Annotated in this window: 15 protein-coding genes; 4 read left to right on the top strand and 11 right to left on the bottom strand. The window is 72.6% G+C overall.

Annotation, left to right across the window (positions count from 1 at the left end; all coding sequences use genetic code 11):
* Positions 1-441, top strand: a complete 441-nt coding sequence (locus tag Adu01nite_RS25375; RefSeq protein WP_203729982.1) for a hypothetical protein — start codon at positions 1-3, stop codon at positions 439-441.
* A 155-nt stretch (positions 442-596) separates the two neighbouring features.
* On the opposite strand, the gene Adu01nite_RS25370 is transcribed toward Adu01nite_RS25375, so the two are convergent.
* Together Adu01nite_RS25370 and Adu01nite_RS25365 are read right to left on the bottom strand one after the other, a co-directional pair.
* Positions 597-1,838, bottom strand: a complete 1,242-nt coding sequence (locus Adu01nite_RS25370) for a HAMP domain-containing protein (protein WP_203729980.1) — start codon at positions 1,836-1,838, stop codon at positions 597-599.
* Complete coding sequence (locus Adu01nite_RS25365) at positions 1,835-2,518, bottom strand: response regulator transcription factor (RefSeq protein WP_203729978.1); 684 nt, start codon at positions 2,516-2,518, stop codon at positions 1,835-1,837. The genes Adu01nite_RS25370 and Adu01nite_RS25365 overlap by 4 nt, the downstream gene beginning before the upstream one ends.
* A gap of 102 nt (positions 2,519-2,620) precedes the next feature.
* On the opposite strand from Adu01nite_RS25365, the gene Adu01nite_RS25360 reads away from it, so the two are divergent.
* Both Adu01nite_RS25360 and Adu01nite_RS25355 read left to right on the top strand, forming a co-directional pair.
* A complete protein-coding gene (locus Adu01nite_RS25360) occupies positions 2,621-3,091 on the top strand; it encodes a hypothetical protein (RefSeq protein ID WP_203729976.1) in 471 nt (156 codons plus the stop codon).
* Positions 3,092-3,140: 49 nt separating this feature from the next.
* Positions 3,141-4,328, top strand: coding sequence for a Kelch repeat-containing protein (locus Adu01nite_RS25355; RefSeq protein WP_203729975.1), 1,188 nt, complete (start codon positions 3,141-3,143; stop codon positions 4,326-4,328).
* Positions 4,329-4,401: 73 nt separating this feature from the next.
* Here the strand turns inward: Adu01nite_RS25355 and Adu01nite_RS25350 are convergent, their stop codons facing one another.
* The 9 genes from Adu01nite_RS25350 to Adu01nite_RS25310 all read right to left on the bottom strand — a co-directional run bounded on the left by Adu01nite_RS25350 (position 4,402) and on the right by Adu01nite_RS25310 (position 16,015).
* Positions 4,402-5,406 carry a pectate lyase family protein gene (locus tag Adu01nite_RS25350; protein WP_203729973.1) on the bottom strand — a complete coding sequence of 335 codons (1,005 nt, stop codon included), beginning with the start codon at positions 5,404-5,406 and terminating at the stop codon, positions 4,402-4,404.
* Positions 5,407-5,610: 204 nt separating this feature from the next.
* Positions 5,611-7,002, bottom strand: coding sequence for a S8 family serine peptidase (locus Adu01nite_RS25345; protein ID WP_275414696.1), 1,392 nt, complete (start codon positions 7,000-7,002; stop codon positions 5,611-5,613).
* Between the two features lie 5 nt (positions 7,003-7,007).
* Entirely contained in the window at positions 7,008-8,612 is a 1,605-nt protein-coding gene (locus Adu01nite_RS25340) for an RICIN domain-containing protein (RefSeq protein ID WP_203729971.1), read from the bottom strand.
* Positions 8,609-9,250, bottom strand: coding sequence for a hypothetical protein (locus Adu01nite_RS25335; RefSeq protein WP_203729969.1), 642 nt, complete (start codon positions 9,248-9,250; stop codon positions 8,609-8,611). Before Adu01nite_RS25335 ends, Adu01nite_RS25340 begins: the two co-directional genes overlap by 4 nt.
* Positions 9,247-9,909, bottom strand: coding sequence for a hypothetical protein (locus tag Adu01nite_RS25330; RefSeq protein WP_203729967.1), 663 nt, complete (start codon positions 9,907-9,909; stop codon positions 9,247-9,249). The genes Adu01nite_RS25335 and Adu01nite_RS25330 overlap by 4 nt, the downstream gene beginning before the upstream one ends.
* Positions 9,909-11,093: a hypothetical protein gene (locus Adu01nite_RS25325; RefSeq protein WP_203729965.1), complete on the bottom strand. Its 1,185-nt coding sequence runs from the start codon at positions 11,091-11,093 to the stop codon at positions 9,909-9,911. The genes Adu01nite_RS25330 and Adu01nite_RS25325 overlap by 1 nt, the downstream gene beginning before the upstream one ends.
* On the bottom strand, positions 11,090-11,374 hold the full coding sequence (locus Adu01nite_RS25320) for a hypothetical protein (protein ID WP_203729963.1): 285 nt from the start codon (positions 11,372-11,374) through the stop codon (positions 11,090-11,092). Before Adu01nite_RS25320 ends, Adu01nite_RS25325 begins: the two co-directional genes overlap by 4 nt.
* Positions 11,374-15,696 (bottom strand): FtsK/SpoIIIE domain-containing protein, encoded by a 4,323-nt coding sequence (locus Adu01nite_RS25315; protein WP_203729961.1) that lies wholly within the window; start codon positions 15,694-15,696, stop codon positions 11,374-11,376. Before Adu01nite_RS25315 ends, Adu01nite_RS25320 begins: the two co-directional genes overlap by 1 nt.
* A 22-nt stretch (positions 15,697-15,718) precedes the next feature.
* Entirely contained in the window at positions 15,719-16,015 is a 297-nt protein-coding gene (locus tag Adu01nite_RS25310; protein WP_203729960.1) for a WXG100 family type VII secretion target, read from the bottom strand.
* 145 nt (positions 16,016-16,160) lie between these two features.
* Between Adu01nite_RS25310 and Adu01nite_RS25305 the strand changes: the two genes are divergently transcribed.
* Entirely contained in the window at positions 16,161-16,871 is a 711-nt protein-coding gene (locus Adu01nite_RS25305) for a hypothetical protein (RefSeq protein ID WP_203729958.1), read from the top strand.
* Positions 16,872-16,909: the final 38 nt, after the last annotated feature.

The raw sequence follows: 16,909 nt of genomic DNA, 5'->3' as shown, positions 1-16,909 counted from the left end.
ATGAACAAGAAGCGTGTAGTGGCGATGGTGGCCGGTGGCACCCTGGCGGCGCTGGGGATCGCGGGGACGGCGCTGGCGGCGGGAGCCGACGACCCGGCGCCGCACCGGTCGACCACCTCGGTGACGGTGAGCGACGACTCGTCGCCGAGTGCCTCGCCGAGCGCCAGTGCCAGTGCCTCGCCGAGCCCCTCGGCCAGTGCGTCCACCCACACCCGGCACGACGGCAGCGACGACGGCGTCAAGCGGGACGACCGCAGCCGGCGGACGGCCGAGTCGGGCGACGACAACGGCGGGCGACGGGCCGAGAAGGGTGACGACCGCGGCGGCCGGACCAGCGAGCCGGGTGACGACCACGGGCGGAACCGGGGCTCGGGGAAGAGCGGCCACGGGTCCGAGAAGGGCGACGACCACGGCAGTGGCGGGCACGGCTCCGACGACTGAACGCGATAGGGCATGCGCCGGGCCATGGGGGTCCGGCGCATTTCCGTGTGCCGGGTGCGAACCAAGCCTCGAAGTAGGCGGTGCGGCGGTGGTTTTCTCCAAAAGCGGGTGCGGGCTCGGCTGCGGTGGGGGACTTCTTGACGCGTACGCAAAAATCAGTGACCGGCGATCTCGAGCCGGACCGATGCCCCGCCGGAGGCGGATGTGCCGATCTCGAAGCCGGCCGCCACCTGGCGGGCGATGTCCAGGCCGAGGCCGGTGGATCCGCCGCCGGAGGCGCCACGCTCCGCAACCGCCGCGCCGAAGCCCGGCCCCTCGTCGGAGACCTCCAGCACCGCGCCGCCGCCGGTTTTTCCGCGGAGAGTGACCGCGAGGCCGGTCCCGTCGGGGGTGTGGGCGAAGACGTTGCCGAGGAGGGCGTCCAGCGCGGCCGCGAGATCATCCGCGGCGACCGCGACCGGCAGCGGCCCGGACGGCAGATCCTGGGCGAGCACCCGGCCGGTGTCCTCGGCGAGCACCGCCCAGAAGGCAACCCGGCCGGTGACCACGGCCGTCGCATCGCAACTGGCCGCGACGGGCGTGGCGTCACGCCGGCGGGCCTGCTGGATCACCGCGGTCACCGCCCGTGCCACCCCGTCCGCCGCCGCGGCCACCCGGGTGGCCTCCTCCGGATCGCGCAGCGACTCGGCCTCCAGCCGCAGCGCCGTCAGCGGGGTGCGCAGCCGATGCGACAGGTCAGCGACCCGTTCCCGCTCGGCGGCGAGGAGATCCTGGATCCGCCCGGCCAGATGGTTGAGCGCGCCGGCTACCTCGCGCAGCTCCGGCGGCCCGGCCGGCTCGGCGCGGGCGGTCAGCTCGGCCCCGGCGAGGCGGTGCGAGACCGCGGAGAGCTCGGTGATCGGCACGACGATGGCCCGGGCGAGCCGATCGGCCACCAGCAGCCCGAGCAGCACCAACGCGAGCCCGAGCCCGGCCAGGATCAGCCAGGCGCGGCCGACCCCGCGGGTGAGCTCGGCGTTCGTGACCACCGTCCGGACCACCGTGACGCCGCCGACGCCGACGATCGGGACGACCAGCTCCTGGCCGGCCGGGGTCACCACGGTCAGGGCCTGGCCGTGGGCCGCGGCCAGCTGCACGGCGGGCGTCCGGCCGACCGGCGCGCCGACCGAGCTGCCGTCGGGGAGGAAGACGGTGACCGGTACGGCCTGGACCGGCACCGCCAACCGCAGCGCCTGCGGGTCGCTGACCAGCGGAACGATCGTCTGCACCACGTCGTCGGCCCGGCTCAGCGCCCGGTCGGCGGCGACCTGCCGGACCAGCAGCGCCATCGGGATCAGGAACGCGAGCAGCACCAGCACGGTGGTCGCGGCGACCAGCAGGGTGAGCCGGGCCCTCACGACGACGGCTCGCTGAGCTTGACCCCGACGCCGCGCACGGTGTGCAGGTAGCGCGGCTCCAGGGCGGTCTCCCCCAGCTTGCGGCGCAACCAGGACAGATGCACGTCGACCGTCTTGTCGGTGCTGCCGTACGGCACCTGCCACACCTCGCTCAGCAGCTCCCGTTTGGTCACCACCTGGCCGGCCCGCTGCGCGAGATGGTGCAGCAGGTCGAACTCGCGCGGGGTCAACTCCACCGCGGCACCGTCGAGGGTGACCGACCGTGCACCCGGATCGATCTGCAGTTGACCGACGGTGAGGACGGACGACTCCTCCGGGGCCTGGCCGCGGCGCAGCACGGCCCGGATCCGGGCGTCCAGCTGGGCGGCCGTGAACGGCTTGACCACGTAGTCGTCGGCGCCCGCGTCGAGCAGCCGGACCATCTCGGTCTCCTCGTCCCGGGCGGTCGCGATGATCACCGGCACCTTGGAGACCGCCCGGAGCATGCGCAGCAGCTCCCGGCCGTCGAGGTCGGGCAGGCCCAGATCCAGGACGATCAGGTCGGGCTTCTCGGCCAGCGCGGTCTGCAGGCCCTCCATCGCGGCCGGCGATGCGGCCACGGCGTGCCCCCGCTCGCGCAGCGCGCGCAGCAGGGTGGCCCGGATCGCCGGGTCGTCCTCGATCAACAACAGTCTCGCCACGGCGCCACGCTAACCGCTGCACCCCGCCGACCGGCGCCTTCTTAACCGTCCCTTATCCGTGCCGGGTGCCCGGCTTAGCGTCGGAGCGCGCAGAGTAAGGGCATGCGTTTGTTGGATCGGCTGGGTCACCGGCCCGGGGTGATCGTCACCGGGTGGATCTTGGCGGCGGTGCTCGCGGTGCTGGTCGGCGTCGTCGGGATCGGCATCGTCGGCGCCGGCCTGACCTCGCGGCAGGGCACGCCGATCAGCGAGGAGGACGTGCGGCGGGCGTTGGAGACGTCGGATTCGCCGTCGGCCTCCCCCTCGGCTTCTCCTTCTCCCTCGCCCTCCCCGTCCGCGCAGATCGGCGAGTCCCCGCAGACCGTGCAGTCCTTCGTCACCGACGGCGGCACCGTGCTGGCGTCCTGCGCGGGCATCGAGTCGATGTCGCCGGCCCAGGGTTATTCGGTGCACGAGCAGAGCGCGCGGGAAGGCGAATTCCGCGGAACCCGCGACAACCACGACCGGGTCAAGGTGGAGTTGTCCTGCTCCGGCGGGGTGGCCCACTTGCGGGTACGCGCGGAAGGTGACTGACGCCCCGGTGTGATCGGCATCGATGGCCGTAGCGCATCATGCGCACATCATGAGACTTACTGTGGGCCGGTTCGCGATGGCCGGCGCGAGCCTGATCGCCGTGGCGGCCGGCGCGGCCGTGCTCGCCACCAAGGTCACCAAATCGGCCCCGCCACCGTGGACGGCCGCCGTCGAGAAGCTGCCGGCCGCGCCGCTGGCCGCCCGGCGGGACGTCAGCGGCGTCTGGACCGGGTCCGAGCTGCTCGTCTGGGGCGGCTTCGCCGGGAACCAGGCGCACGAGAAGTTCTTCGCGGACGGCGCCGCCTACCGCCCGGGCACGCGATCGTGGCGCAAGCTCCCGGCCGCGCCGCTGGGCGCCCGCTCCGAGGCGCAGGCCGTCTGGACCGGCACCGAGATGATCGTCTGGGGTGGCTCGGACGCCCGGCACAGCCAGTTCGGCGTCGTCGACGGTGCCGCCTACAACCCGCGGACCGACAAGTGGCGGCGCATCGCCGCCGCACCGGGCCGGGGCCGCACCGGCGGCCAGGCGCTGATGGCCGGCGGCAAGATGGTGGTGTTCGGCGGGAACGGCGTGCTCGGCGCCGACATGTCGAAGACGACACTGGTCTATGACCCGCGCGCCGACGCCTGGACGACGTTCCCCACGCCGGGCCGGGTCTTCGCCGCCGCCCCTTCGGGAGACACGCTGGTGCTCGCCGAGTACGCCGACGACGGCCGGCTGGCCGTCACCCAGGTCGGGCTGGACGGGTCGGAGCTCGCCCGGACCCCCGCACCGGTCGGCGACAAGGCGGTCGAACGGGTCGGCCTGGCCGCCGCGGGCGGCAAGGTCTATCTGGCCCTCACCGATCAGGCCCCGGAAACCTGGGTCGCCGTCGGGACGCTGTCGGACGGGGTGCTGCTCCCCGGCTGGGCTCCGGTGACCACCTCGCACGCGGCGCCCGCCCCGAACGAGATCAGCACCGGCTACACCGGACTCACCGCGCTGCTGTCTCCCGATCTTCTGCTGCTGGCCGGCCTGCCGGACGTCACGATGCTGGATCCGCGCAGCGGCCGGGTGCAGCTCAGCGAGTCGACCTACCAGGAAGCCGGCTTCTGCGGCGTGAGCGGTGCGGTGGTCTGGACCGGCGCGCAGCTCCTCAGCTGGGGCGGCCAGACCTGCCGCCCGGAGGGGCCCCCGGTCACCGCGGACGGACTGAGCCTGACCGTCGCCGCGCTGCCCGCGCCGAGCCGCGGCTGACCGGATTTGAACAGTGTGAAGCCGGGAGGCGCGGTGGCTGCCTCCCGGCTTCACTTTTGGGGGGACGGAGGGATCAGATCTTGCCGGTGCCCGCGCTCGCCGTGACGATCGACTTGACGCTGCTGTTCGCGTCGACCGTGTAGGCGTAGGGGATCGCAGCCACGCTCGCGCCGTTGCGGACCTGCTCCGCGCCGGAGTTCACGAGGTAGTTGTTGAGCACCTTGACGTTGCCGGAGGGCGAGGACCCGGTCGCGGTGACCACCGAGTTCGGGGTGTTCTCGAAGTAGTTGCGCTCGACGTACACGCCGGCGTTGCAGGTGCTGGCGATGCCGTACGTGCCGCTGTTGTAGTAGTAGTTGTTGTAGACGTGCACCGGGTTGCCGAAGCGAACCCGCGGTCCACGCTGGTCACAGTTGCGGAAGTAGTTGTGGTGGTAGGTGACCCGCAGGTGACCGGTGTCCTCGGAGGCGTTGCTGTCGCTGTGCCCGAGCAGGTTGCACTTGATGTGGTCGTGCTCGTAGTTCCAGGACACGGTGATGTAGTCGGCGGCGTGCGTGATGTCGATCAGGCCGTCGTAGTAGTCGGTACCGCTGGTGGTGTCGCTGGACAGGTCGTTGTGGTCGACCCAGACGTGGGTGGCACCGTCGATGTGCACGGCGTCGCCGTTGCCGGTGCCGGCCTTGACCTTGGCGATCTTCAGGTTCCGGATGATGACATTGTTGACATCATTGATCTTGAACCCGCAGCCGGTCAGCCCGGAGCTCGATCCGACGCCGACGATCGACTTGTTGGCCGCGACCGTGACGTCGGCCGAGCAGCTGAAGTTGCCGTTCACATAGACGGTCTGCGACGTGCTGGCCTTCGCTGCGGTGGTCAGCGCGGACAGGCTGGTCACGGTCACCGTGGTGCTGGTCGAGCCGCCGGTGGTGCCACCACCCTGGGTGGACCACCCCTCCTGGTTGAAGGTGGCGGCGGATGCCTCGGGAACGAAGGCGAGAAAGGCGACGGCGGCAGCAGCCACGGTGGCGGCAGCGGCCAGGGGGGTGCGCCAGGAGCGCCGGGAAGCGTGGGTGGACATTGGGGGACCTCCGATGCGGTTGTTCACCCAGACCGGGGGAGCGGCCCGCTGAGGACGGGCGGGGCAGGTAAGCGCTTTCCTGACTCGGGACCGTATCCACTTGTTTCAATTGAGTCAAGGATCGGTAACCATCTATTCCCAAGGATGCAAAGACCGCCCGGCCGTAGCTCTGGCCGGGCGGTCGGTGACCGAAAATGAACGCCGTTACCGGGCGGGGTGGATGACCTCGGTGATCTCGTCCCGGTCCTCGGACGACGCGGTCGACGGCGGCTCCCAGAACGGGTCGTTGTCGCCGTCGTCGAGCATCCGGGCTCGGGCCCGCTGGGCCTGTCGCTTGGCCCAGGCCCGCTTCGCCAGTCCGGCCAGCCGGCGCGCCGGGCGCTGCAGCACGAACGGCAGGAGCAGGCATACGGCCAGGGCGACGGCGATCCACAGCAGCACCTGGCTCAACGTGCCCAGGCTGCTCGTCGGTTTCACGTCGGCGGCGTTCACGCCGACGCCGGACGGAAGGGCCGTGGTCACCGCGGCCACCGGGTTGACCACGCCGTCCGTGGCCGTGCTGCGCACCTGCCGGGTCACGTCGGCGGCGTGCAGCTCGGGGTGGGCCGAGCGGACCAGGGCGACGGTGCCGGCCACCGATGCGGCCGCGAATTCGGGGCCGGTGACGGCGCCGCCGATGCTGGCCACCTCCACGCCGGGGGCCAGCACGTCGACCCGGTCGGCCGGATACTCCTCGGCCACCCGCCGGTCCTCGCCGATCGCCCCGGCCCGGAGCAGGCCGTCCGCCTGGGTGCCGCCGGTCGAGACCGGCAGCACCACCACCACGTCGCGGGAGATCGCCTCGCTGGTCGCGGCCCGGACCGCCGCGTCGGCCGCGTCGCCCGCGGTGACCAGGATGACCCGGGCGCCGGCGGCGACCGCGACGTCGATGGCGGTGGCCAGCTGCTGCGAGCCGGCCCCCACCTTGATCGGGATGATCCGCGCGCCGGGGGCGACGCCGAACGTGTCGTCGTTGCCGGCGACCAGGCCGGCCAGGGCCGTTCCGGAGCCGTCGCAGGCGTTGTCGGCGCGGCCCGCGCCGGCCCCGACGTCGGCGCCCGCGGTGACCCGGCCGGCCAGTTCGGGGGTGGCACCGTCCACTCCGGAGCCGATGATCGCCACCTTGACGCCCGCGCCGTTCGCCACCGGCCAGGCCTTGGCCGGGGCGAGCAGGGTCTGGCCCCAGGCCGCCGCGGCGGGGGTGCCGTTCGGCCGCTCGCAGCCCGACGACGAGCCGGCCGCGGACGGCAGTGGGCCGTAGTGCAGCTCGGTGCCGACCGCGTCCCACGGCAGGACCAGGATCCAGCCGTCGTGCAGGCGGCCCGCGTCGGCGAGGCGGTCGCCGTCCGGCTGGACCCGGCCCGAGTTCAGCTCGAGGATCTCGCCGGCCCGGGCCGAGTTGCCCAGGAAGCGGGTGGCGATCTCCCACAGCGTCTCCGGCGCACCCTGGTAGGCAGCGGTGACCGTGTAGTAGACCTGGTTGGCCGGCGGCGCGGCCTGGGCCGGCGCCGCGAGCAGGACGACCAGCGCGGCCGCCGCCAGTGCGCGAAGCATCATCGCGGTCACCACTCCGTCTTCTCGACGAGCGCCCAGTCGTGGTCGTCGTTCGCCAGGCACGGGATGAGGGCGAGCCGGAGGTCGGCGCCGCCGTTGCCCGGGCCGGGGACGTCGATGCACATGTTGGCGACGGTGTTGCGCAGCCAGTAGTAGGTGAAGCCGTTCGCGGTCCGCTTCGGCTCCAGCCGGAAGTACTGGTTGTCCTGGTCGAAGCAGCCGGTCTCGCTGAGCTCCGCGCCGGACGTCACCGCCTCGGCACCGGGCGGGTCGATGCAGAACCCGTCGTCGGTGTTGCGGATCCAGTAGAGCTGGTAGCCGTCACCGTCGACGGCCCGCGGCTCGAACGTCCACTCCTGGTTGTCGTCACCGGTCTTGTTGCAGGTGAACTGGGTGACCGGGCCGTCCCGCGGGCCGGCGCCGTAACCGGAGAGGTCGACGCACATCTTGGTGGCGAAGTTCAGGATGAAGTACGGGCCGTAGTTGCCCCCGGCGACGTCGGCCGCCTTGACGGCCGGCTGGTTGGACCGGGCCGGTTTGGTGGGCTTCGTCTTGCCGGGCTTGGCCGAGGTCGGTTTGGCGGCCGGGGCGGACGCGGGCGCGGTAGTGGGCGTCTTCGCGGCCTGAAGGCGGCCGTCCTTGGCGTACTCGGCCTGGGCCTTGGTCACCGCGTCGGCCGAGGTGGCGGCGGACGGGTTGAAGGCGACCAGCGCGGGCGGGTATTGCCCGCCGGCCCGGTCGAGCAGCTTGCACATGGTGCGGCCGAGGGCCGGGATGGCCGCGGCCGGATCCCACGGGGACCTGCGGTCGGCGTCCTGGACCGTGTCCGACCAGACTTGCGGGAGGAACTGCGCGATGCCCTGCTCCCCCGCCGGGCCGAGCTTGCCGGCGTCGAAGCCGGAGGTGGCCATGATCTGGGCGGCGATCCGGGCGGGCGGCATGCCGGAGCAGATCTTCCCGGCGTCGACGACCGCCGCGGCGTACGCGTCCGGAACCGGGGTCACCGCGCCGCCGGCCTGGTAGCCGGCGGTCGGCGCGGGCGAGGCCGGGCCGCCGCCGAGCGCGGGCTGCAGGGCGTACCAGTCGGCGTAGCGGGCCACCCGGTCCACATAGTCCTTGGTGGGGTCGGGGATGCCGCCCGCCGCGACCACCTTGTCCATGCCGAGCCGGTGCGCCGCCAGCGCGACCCGCCACGGGTCCTCGGCCAGCTTCACCGCCCGGGACTGGCCGACGAGCCGGCACATCAGATGCGCGAGCGCGGTGATGGCGGCGGTCCGGTCGGCCGGGTCGGCGCCGGACCACGGCGCGTTCTGCTGCCACTGCGCGGGGGTCAGCGCGGCCACGCCGGTCGCGCCGCCGTCGCGCATGTCGTCGACCGGCTGGCTGCCGAAGTGCGAGGCGACCATGACCTGGCCGGCCAGCCGGGCCGGGGTGAGCGCGGAGCAGGAGGACGCGGCGCCGACCAGGATTCGGGCGTCGGCCGCGGAGAGCTGGTTGCCTTCGAGCGGCGCGGCGGCGTTGGCCGCCTGCCGGGCCGCGAAGCCACCGGCACCGGTCAGCACGGCGAGCGCGAGCACGACACCCAGCACCACCGGGCGGGTCGGGCGGATCACTGCGGGACCTGCGCGAGCAGTTCGTCCTCCGTCGGGACGTCGACGTCGTCGGCCCAGCGCAGGGTGGCGACGACCGCGTCGAAGAGCAGGACGATCGCCTGCACCGGGGCGGCGTCGACGTCACCGTCGCTCAGCACGGTGAAGGTCAGGACGGCCCACACGCCGGGAGCGCCGGGTGCGGCCACGAAATAACTGATGCGTACGGCCGGAGCCTTGCGCTTGATCGGGCCGCTCTCGACGATCTGCCGGATCCGGGCCGCGGGGCAGCCACCGAGCTCCAGCGCCATCCCGTCCGGGCCGGCGTCGGCAAGGATCGAGTCGAGCACCGACCGCGGGTTCTGCGTCTCCTCGCCGTCCTCCAGCACCGAGAGCAGCATCGTGCCGGGCAGCCGCATGCCGTGCAGCTCCTGCACCGGCAGCACGACCGCGCGGGCGCCCTGCCGTTCGGCCTCGTCGGTCGCGTCGGTCAGCTCGCGGCGGAGCATCCGCCGCCACGGTCCGGCCTTGTCCCGGGGCAGCGTGTCGGGCAGGGCGTGCCGGACGATCGCCTCGATGGTTCGCTCCCGGAGCCGGCTCAGCCCGGGCATGGTGGGCACGTGCACCCAGCCCTCGGGGATGATGAGCTCGAAGTCGATCACGCGGGGTCCTCCTCGGCCGGCGGCACGAACCGCGGCGGGTCGGCGGCGATCATGTGCATCACCGCTTCCACCGCGGGGCCGATCACCGCCAGCTTGTCCAGGCCGCCGACCCGGGTGGTGAGCAGGACGTCGATGTCACCGGCCGGGCCTTCCATCCGCAGCGCCGCGTTGACCCGGCCGTGCAGGCCCTCACCCTCGGAACGGGCGAGTGCGACCACCCGGACGCCGTCGCCGTTCTCGGTGGTCACGTAGTCGACGGCCGGTTCGCGTACGTCCTCGGGGAAACCCTCCGCACCCACCGTGGCCATCAGGTAGGCCGGGTCTTCCGGCCGGGCCCGGCGGAACTCCGCCAGGACCAGGAGCGGGAGCCAGCGCGGCTGGTCGCCGACGAACCCGGCTCCCCAGATCAGGCGGCAGTTGGCCGGCAGGCCGGCGGCCCGCTCGAGCAGGTCCCGGGCCACCGCCGTGCCCATCTCGCCGGCCGTGAACGGGAACTCCCCGTCCTCGGTCCAGGCGGCCCGGGCCGCGGCCACCTGCGCACCGACCCACTCGTCGAGCAGGGTCGCCAGCGACGCGGTCCAGTCGGCCGCCGCGGCCGGGTCGGCCGGCACCCAGTCCCAGTACCAGGAGACGTCGAGGCCGAGCTGCTGCGCGGTCATCAGGCGTTCTCGAAGGCGGGGTTCGAGGTGGCCTGCAGACCGGCGATGATCAGGCCGGCGCCCAGGTTGAAGATCTGGTTGATGCCACCCCAGGACGCGAAGATCCACTTGAGGCCGTTGGCGCCGCCGCTGAAGAAGCCGCCGAACGCGGACAGGCCGCTGAGGAAGTTGAGGTTCTTCAGCGAGTTCAGGTCGAACAGGCCGTTCAGCCAGGTCTTCGCGATGTCGAAGAAGCCGGGCCGGCCGGCCCCGATCGCGAGCGGCTTGCTGAAGTCGAACAGTTCGATGATCTGCCCGTTCGGGCCGACGCCCGGCTTGAACTTGAGGTACGGCAGTCCCTTGAGGAACTTGCTGAAGCCCTCGATCGACTTGCTGAAGGCGCCGAACGCCGCGCCGAGGCCGGCGAACCCGAGGCCGACCGCGTCGAGCACGACGCTGAGCACACTGCCGTCCCCGCCGCCGAGCAGCACGCTGTCGGCGATGAGCAGCACCGCGCCGGCCGCGAACGCGCCGATCGCGAGCACGTTGAGCCCGGGTATCAGGAAGGCCAGCGCGGTCAGGACCATCGCGATGATCCCGAAGATCTCGCTGATCTTCTTGAAGATGGCCATCACCCGCCAATTGATCTTGTCGGTCAGGCCGTCGTCGTAGTTCTTGCAGTTCACCGCGTCGCCGAAGCGCTTGCCGGCCACGTCGAGGGCGTCCAGCGCACCGGTCAGCCGGCTCTTGGCCGCACTGACCGACGCGTTCGCCTCGTCCTGCGCGCGCTGCTTGTCGGTGCCCTTCTGCGCCTCGGTGGGCGGAATGTTGCCGTCCGCGTCCTTCTGCGGGTCGGGCAACCCGTTGGCCCTGGTCAGCGCGTCGGTCCCGGCCGACTCGTCGCGCTCGGCCGCGTTCACCTCGTCGATCGCGTGCTGCAGGTCCGGCTCGTACTTCTTGGCCTCGGTCGCGACGTCGCGGTAGCGGACCGCGGCCTTGGTCAGGCTGTCCTTGAGGGACTGCGCGTCCTCCTTGAGCGGCTCCACCCACTGGCCGCGCAGGCCCTCGTCGCCGGCGTCGACGATCTTCTGCAGCTTGGCGACCGCGTCGTCGATGGTCATCGAGATGTGCTCGTAGCGCTTCTGAGCGGCATCGATCTCGGCCGGATCGGCCTTGCGGAGGGTGCCGAGGCGGCCGTCGCTCACTTGTCGCCCTCCTCGAGGCTGGCGACCATCTTCGCCTCGGCCTCGGCCCATGCCTGGTCGGCGCCCTCGACCGAGTCGCGGAACTTCTTCATGGCCTCGACCATCTTGTCCCGGCTGCCGGTCCAGTTGTCGGCGAAGTCACCCATCGACAGGTTCGCGTTGAGCTGGCCCCACTGGCCCTTGAACTCGTCCTGGAAGTCCAGCGCGCCCTCGAACTGGCTGATCAGGTCGCTGAGGTCCCGGGCCAGGTCGGCCAGGTCCTTGACCACGATGTCGGCCATCACATCACCGCTTCCGTACTTGGAATCTGAACGGTCTGCAGGGTGCCGTCGCCGAGATGCACCCGGGCCATGCCGGGCACCACCCGCTCGGCCAGGTGTGCCCGGGACAACCGGACGCCGACCAGATCGCCGGCGCTCAGGGTCGGCGGGGAGAGCAGCGCACCGCGCCGGTTCTTCTTGATCTCGACCTGCCAGCCGGAGAAGCCCATCGCGACCGACGAGATCTCGCCGGCGATGACGATCGCCCGCCGCTTGCCGGACGCGCTGCGGATCAGCTGGCGCAGGTAGTCCCGGCAGGTCACGTCGCGCCACGCCTCGGCGTCGTCGATCAGCAACGCGACCGGGTCCTCCCCCGCGCCCAGCAGGGCGGCGAAGTCCTCCTCGGTCGGACTGTCACCGGTGATGACGCCGCGCACGCCGGGCCGGCCCGCGAGGTCGAGCAGCGGGGTCCGCATCGGAGCGCCGATGACGAGTTCGGTGCCGGAGCGCAGCAACGATTCCGCCATCACCCGCAACGCGGTGCTGCGGCCGGAGCGGGACGGCCCGGCGATCAGGAAGGTCGGCTGGTCGCCGAGCAGGTCCATGCCGATCGGCGCCAGTTCGTCGCCGCCGACCCCGACCAGGGCCCAGCCCGGGCGCGGGGTGCCGACCGACTTCCAGGCCTGCTCGAAGGTCAGCTGACTGGGCATCGCCGCGATCTTGCCCGGGCGCAACTGGGCCGGGACCGCCGCCTCGCGCTCGGTCAGCTGCGCCGCCAGCGCGTGCATCGCGGCCACCTGGGCCGGGCCGCTCGGGTCGGCCGCCACCAGGGCGACCTGCACCTCGGTCGCGCTGTTCGACCGGTAACCGCGGCCCGGCGGCAGGTTCTCCGGGATCTTCCGCGGGTTGAGCCCGGCCATCGTCGCGTCGCTGCGGTCGGAGAGCCGCAGCACCAGCTTCTCCTCGCACAGCGAGCTCATCCGGCCGCTGAGCAGGCTGTGGTCGCCCGCCACGATCAGGTGGACGCCGGCGCTCGCGCCCTCGCGCATCAGGATGTAGATCAGGTCGGTCAGCGAGCCGCTGTCGTGCTCGCTGAGGGTTCCCATGAACCCTTCCCAGCGGTCGAGCAGCAGCAGGATGTGCGGCAGCCGCTCGCCGGCCGGGCCGGCCGCACGCTGCTCGGTCACGTCGGCGAAGCCACCCTCGCCGAGCACCCGTTGCCGGCGCTGCACCTCCTCGTGCAGGCGGCGCAGCAGGCGGCTGGACCGCTCCACGTCGGTGCGCTGCGCGACCGCGCCGCAGTGCGGGAACTTGGTGAGCGGCAACAGCGCGCCGTTGCCGCAGTCCAGCCCGTAGAGGTGCAGGTCGGCCACGCTCGACGAGGCCGCCGCGGCCGCCGCGATGGTGCGCAGCGCCTGCGACCGTCCCGAGCGGGGCGCGCCGATGATGTGCAGGTGGTCGAAGGTCGCGAGGTCGATCGTCAGCGGCACCTGCTGCTGGGTGCGCGGCAGGTCCTGCACGGCCCAGGTGAAGGACTCCAGGTCGGCCACCGTCACCAGCGGCAACGCGGGCAGCCACGGGCGGCGCTGAGCGCGCAGGCCGAGCATGTCGTTGGTCTGCCGGATCGCCGCCACCAGCACCGACAGGTCGGTCGCCTCGTCGGTCTCGCCCGCGACCCGCGGCCGCTGCGGCACCGGGCGGCCCAGGTCGAGCCAGCTCACCGGGTGCAGGAACGGCGCGATCACCGCCTCGGCCTGGTTCTGCTGCGGCCGGCGGCCACCGACCCGGCCGGTCTGGAACGGGATGAGCGAGCTGTGCCCGAGCCGGGCGTACGCGCGGCCCGGCGTCGCGGCCGAGATGCTCGCCGCCTCCCGGGCGTCGATCACGTCGGCGCTCTCCCCCGCGTCGGTCACCCGCAGCGCGACCCGGAGGTTGGTGTTGGCCCGGATCTCCGCGTTCACCACGCCGTTCGGGCGCTGGGTGGCCAGGATCAGGTGGATGCCGAGCGACCGGCCGCGCTGCGCGATGTTGACCAGGCCGGTCACGAAGTCGGGCAGCTCGCGGGCCATCGAGGCGAACTCGTCGATCACGATCAGCAGCCGCGGGATCGGCTCCGGCACCGCCCGCCGGGTCGAGTAGTCGACGTAGTCCTCGAGGTCCTTGGCGCCGACCGCGGCGAGCAGGTGCTCGCGGTGGGTGAGTTCGGCGGTGAGCGAGGTCAGCGCCCGCTCGACCAGATGGGTGTCGAGGTCGGTGACCATCCCGACGGTGTGCGGCAGGTCGACGCAGTCCTTGAACGCGGCGCCGCCCTTGTAGTCGACGAGCACGAAGTTCATCGCGTCCGGCCGGTTCGCCACCGCGAGCGACGCCACCACGGTCTGCAGGAACTCCGACTTGCCGGAGCCGGTGGTGCCGGCGACCAGGCCGTGCGGGCCGTGCTGCACCAGGTCGAGCGCGAACGGCCCGTCCAGGCTGTAGCCGACCACCGCGCGGGTGCTGCGCGGCGACGCCGTCCAGCGGGCGCTGATCCCGGCCGGCGACGGATCCTCCAGGCCCAGCACCTCGAGCAGGCGGGCGGCGCCCGGCAGCGCGGCGTCGCCGTGGGTGTCGCTGACGTCGCGGACCGGGGCCAGTCGCCGGCCGGTGGCCGGGAACCAGCCGTCGACCACCTCGTCGACCCGGATGCCCTCGATCATCGCGGCCCGCTGCTGGCGCAGCGTCGTCGGCAGACCGTCGCCGCCGACCACCACGGTGGTGCACTCCTCCGGCAGGGTGCGCTCGTCGCTGTCCACGCAGACGAAGTAGACGCCGACGGCCGGGCCGCCGAGCAGGATCGAGACCACGCCGGGCAACGAGCGCAGCCGGCGTGCGCCGTCGAGCACGACGACCACGTCGGGGTCGCCACTCACCACGTGCGAGCCGGCGTTGAGCCGGGCCTGTCGCCGGGCCTCGATCAGCTCGATCAGCTCGGCGATCCGGCGGGCGATCGTCTCGGCGTCCATCCCGAGCAGCGTCAGGGTCTGCTGGCCGAGCAGCGGGCGGGTGTGCGGCAGCCAGGCCGCCCACTCCCACAGGTTGCCGCCGGCCGGGTCGGTGAGCACGTAGAGCTGCAGGTCGCGGGGGCTCTGCGCGACGGCCAGCTGACCAGCCATCCAGCGGGCCAGGCGACGCGGCCACTCGCCGCGGCCGGCCACGCCCACCACGCCGGCCTGCACGATGGAGAAGGCGACGGGTACGTCGTTGAGCCGTCGCTCGGTCTGCCGGTCCTGCCCGGCCGCCTCGACCCGGATCGCGCTCGGCAGGTCGGCGACGCCGATCCGGACCACCAGGTGGTCGGGGTCGGTGCGCCGGCGCTCCCACAGCCGGGACCGCGGGCCGGTGGCCACGATCAGCAGCTCGGCCGGGTCCGGCGCGGCGACCCGGCGGTCGCGGCGCTCCAGGACGATCGACTCGGCGATGTCCGCCTCGATCGCGGCGACCCGCGCCCTGTGCTCGGCGACCTGGCCACGGTAGTTCCGGCCGCCCTGGCGGCGCGAGGACCACCAGTTGCCGACCACCATGATCGGCGACATCGCCGCGAACATCAGGTACATCGGGTTGCGCAGGACGGTCGACATGACGATGCCGAACGCGGCCGGCAGCGCGGCGGCCAGCCACGGCAGGGCGTTCGGGTTCGGCGCCTTCGGCTCCGTCGGGATCTTGAACTTGTCCGGCCGCATCGGCGGCAGCAGCCGCGGCGGCCGGTTGTAGTCGAGGTATTCGCTGTCCGGCGACTGCTCGATCATCGCGTCCGGACAGAGGACCGGATGCGCCTCCAGCGCGGTGCCGCCCGCGATCAGCTGGGCCGTCTCCCGCCATCCCACCTCGCCGGCCGGCAACTCCTCCCGGTCCAGCAGCAGGCCGCCGGCGACACCCCGCAGGTGCACGTCGGCGTCGAAGGTGACCCGGACGACGGCGGCCACCGCCGGCAGACCGTCCAGCCGGACCGCACAACTCGCGGCCGAGCCGATCCGATGCTCGCCCGGGCCCAGCGACCAGATCTGACCCGCACCGGCGCCGGTCACCGCCCGGATGGTGACCAGGCCGCCGGCCGTGTACGCGGCCGGGCCGGGCCCGCCGACCCACAGCACCGAACCGTCGTGCACGCCGCTGGCGGACAGCGGCAGGCCGAGGTCGAGCGGCTGGTCGTCGAGGTGGATCGGGCCGTGCGCATGCGCGATGTCGAGGCTGTCCAGCAGGTTCTTGACGATGTCCCGCACCGGGGTGGCGGGATCGGCGTCCACGACCACGTCGGCCGACCACGCCTCGGGCGACGCTTGCGCCGACGCGAGGGTGATCAGCATGCGCACGGCGTACCCCTCAGATTTACTTGTTCAGCGAACCGGCGAGCTGCGTGTCCATGTCGCGCAGCGCCTCGACCGCCTTGTCGAGCCACTCGGAGAGCAGGTCGAGGTTCTCCATCAGCTCGTTCGCCGCGTTCACGAACTCGGTGTGGACCTCGTCGAACTTGCCGGACGCCTGGTCGGTGACGAAGCCGGAGCCGGTCAGGTTGTCCACGATCGACTTGCACTCGGTGAGCCGGGAGTCGATCTCGTTCTTGTTGTTGCGCATCCGGGTCGCGCTGTCCGACATCTCCGTGTAGGTGATGTTGAGGTTCGCCATCGGGGTGTCCCTTCGAATGGTGCTAGCAACGCTGACGAACGTAGGAGCGTCCGCGAGCCCGGGTCCAGATCGAAGTTCGCGAATGTGGGCCCGAGGGCCCAGGCCCGGCGTTGACAGTCACCGGCTGTCCACCGACCATTTCGCCATGAGTTACGAGCGCTCCGGCGCCTGGACCGTCGACCACGCGCTGCGCGTCCTGGCCACCGGGTGCGCCGAGTGGCAGCGGCCGGTCCCGGCGGCCGGCGCGGTGGTCCTCGGCCCGGACGCGCTGATGCTGCGACTGACCACCCCGGACGAGACGCCGCCGCCCGGCTGGATCGCCGAGGACAACGGCCGCACCTGGCTGGCGTCGCTGCCGTGGCTGGAGTCGGCGGCGGTGGACGACCGGGTCGCCGAGCCGTACCCGCTGCTCGTCTCAGCCGGCGCGATCGACGCGGGCCGGCTGCTGCTCAACCTGGCCGCGGCGGACGGATTGATCGGCCTGGACGGCGACATCGAGCTCGCCCGCAACCTGGCGCGGTCGTGGTCGCGCCGGCTCACCTCGAGCCCGTGGACGGCCGGGAGCCCGGTCATCCGGGTCGGCTTTCCGCCCGATCCCGACTTCGGCGGGTGGGATGTCTCCCGGCTGGTCGAGGTGACCCCGGTGCTGGAGGAGGCCGAGCGCGGCATCCTGATCTTCGCCGACCGGCCCCTCGGGCGCGACGTCTACCAGGTCGAACGGCTGCTCGCCGAGCCGGTGCGGCGGTGGACGGTGGTGGCCGTCGGGCCCGGCGACGCGACCTGGCGGTTCACCGTGCGCCCGGACGGAACGGTCGAAACCGGGCTTCTGCGGGACCCGGTTCGGCTGCGCGGGTGACCGGTCCGGTCATCGCGTGAAGGATTCATGAAGAGGGG

Origin of the sequence: Paractinoplanes durhamensis, assembly GCF_016862175.1 — a bacterium.
GTDB lineage: Bacteria > Actinomycetota > Actinomycetes > Mycobacteriales > Micromonosporaceae > Actinoplanes > Actinoplanes durhamensis.
The sequence above is the reverse complement of the archived record's forward strand: the minus strand, read 5'-3'. Positions and strand labels throughout refer to the sequence as shown.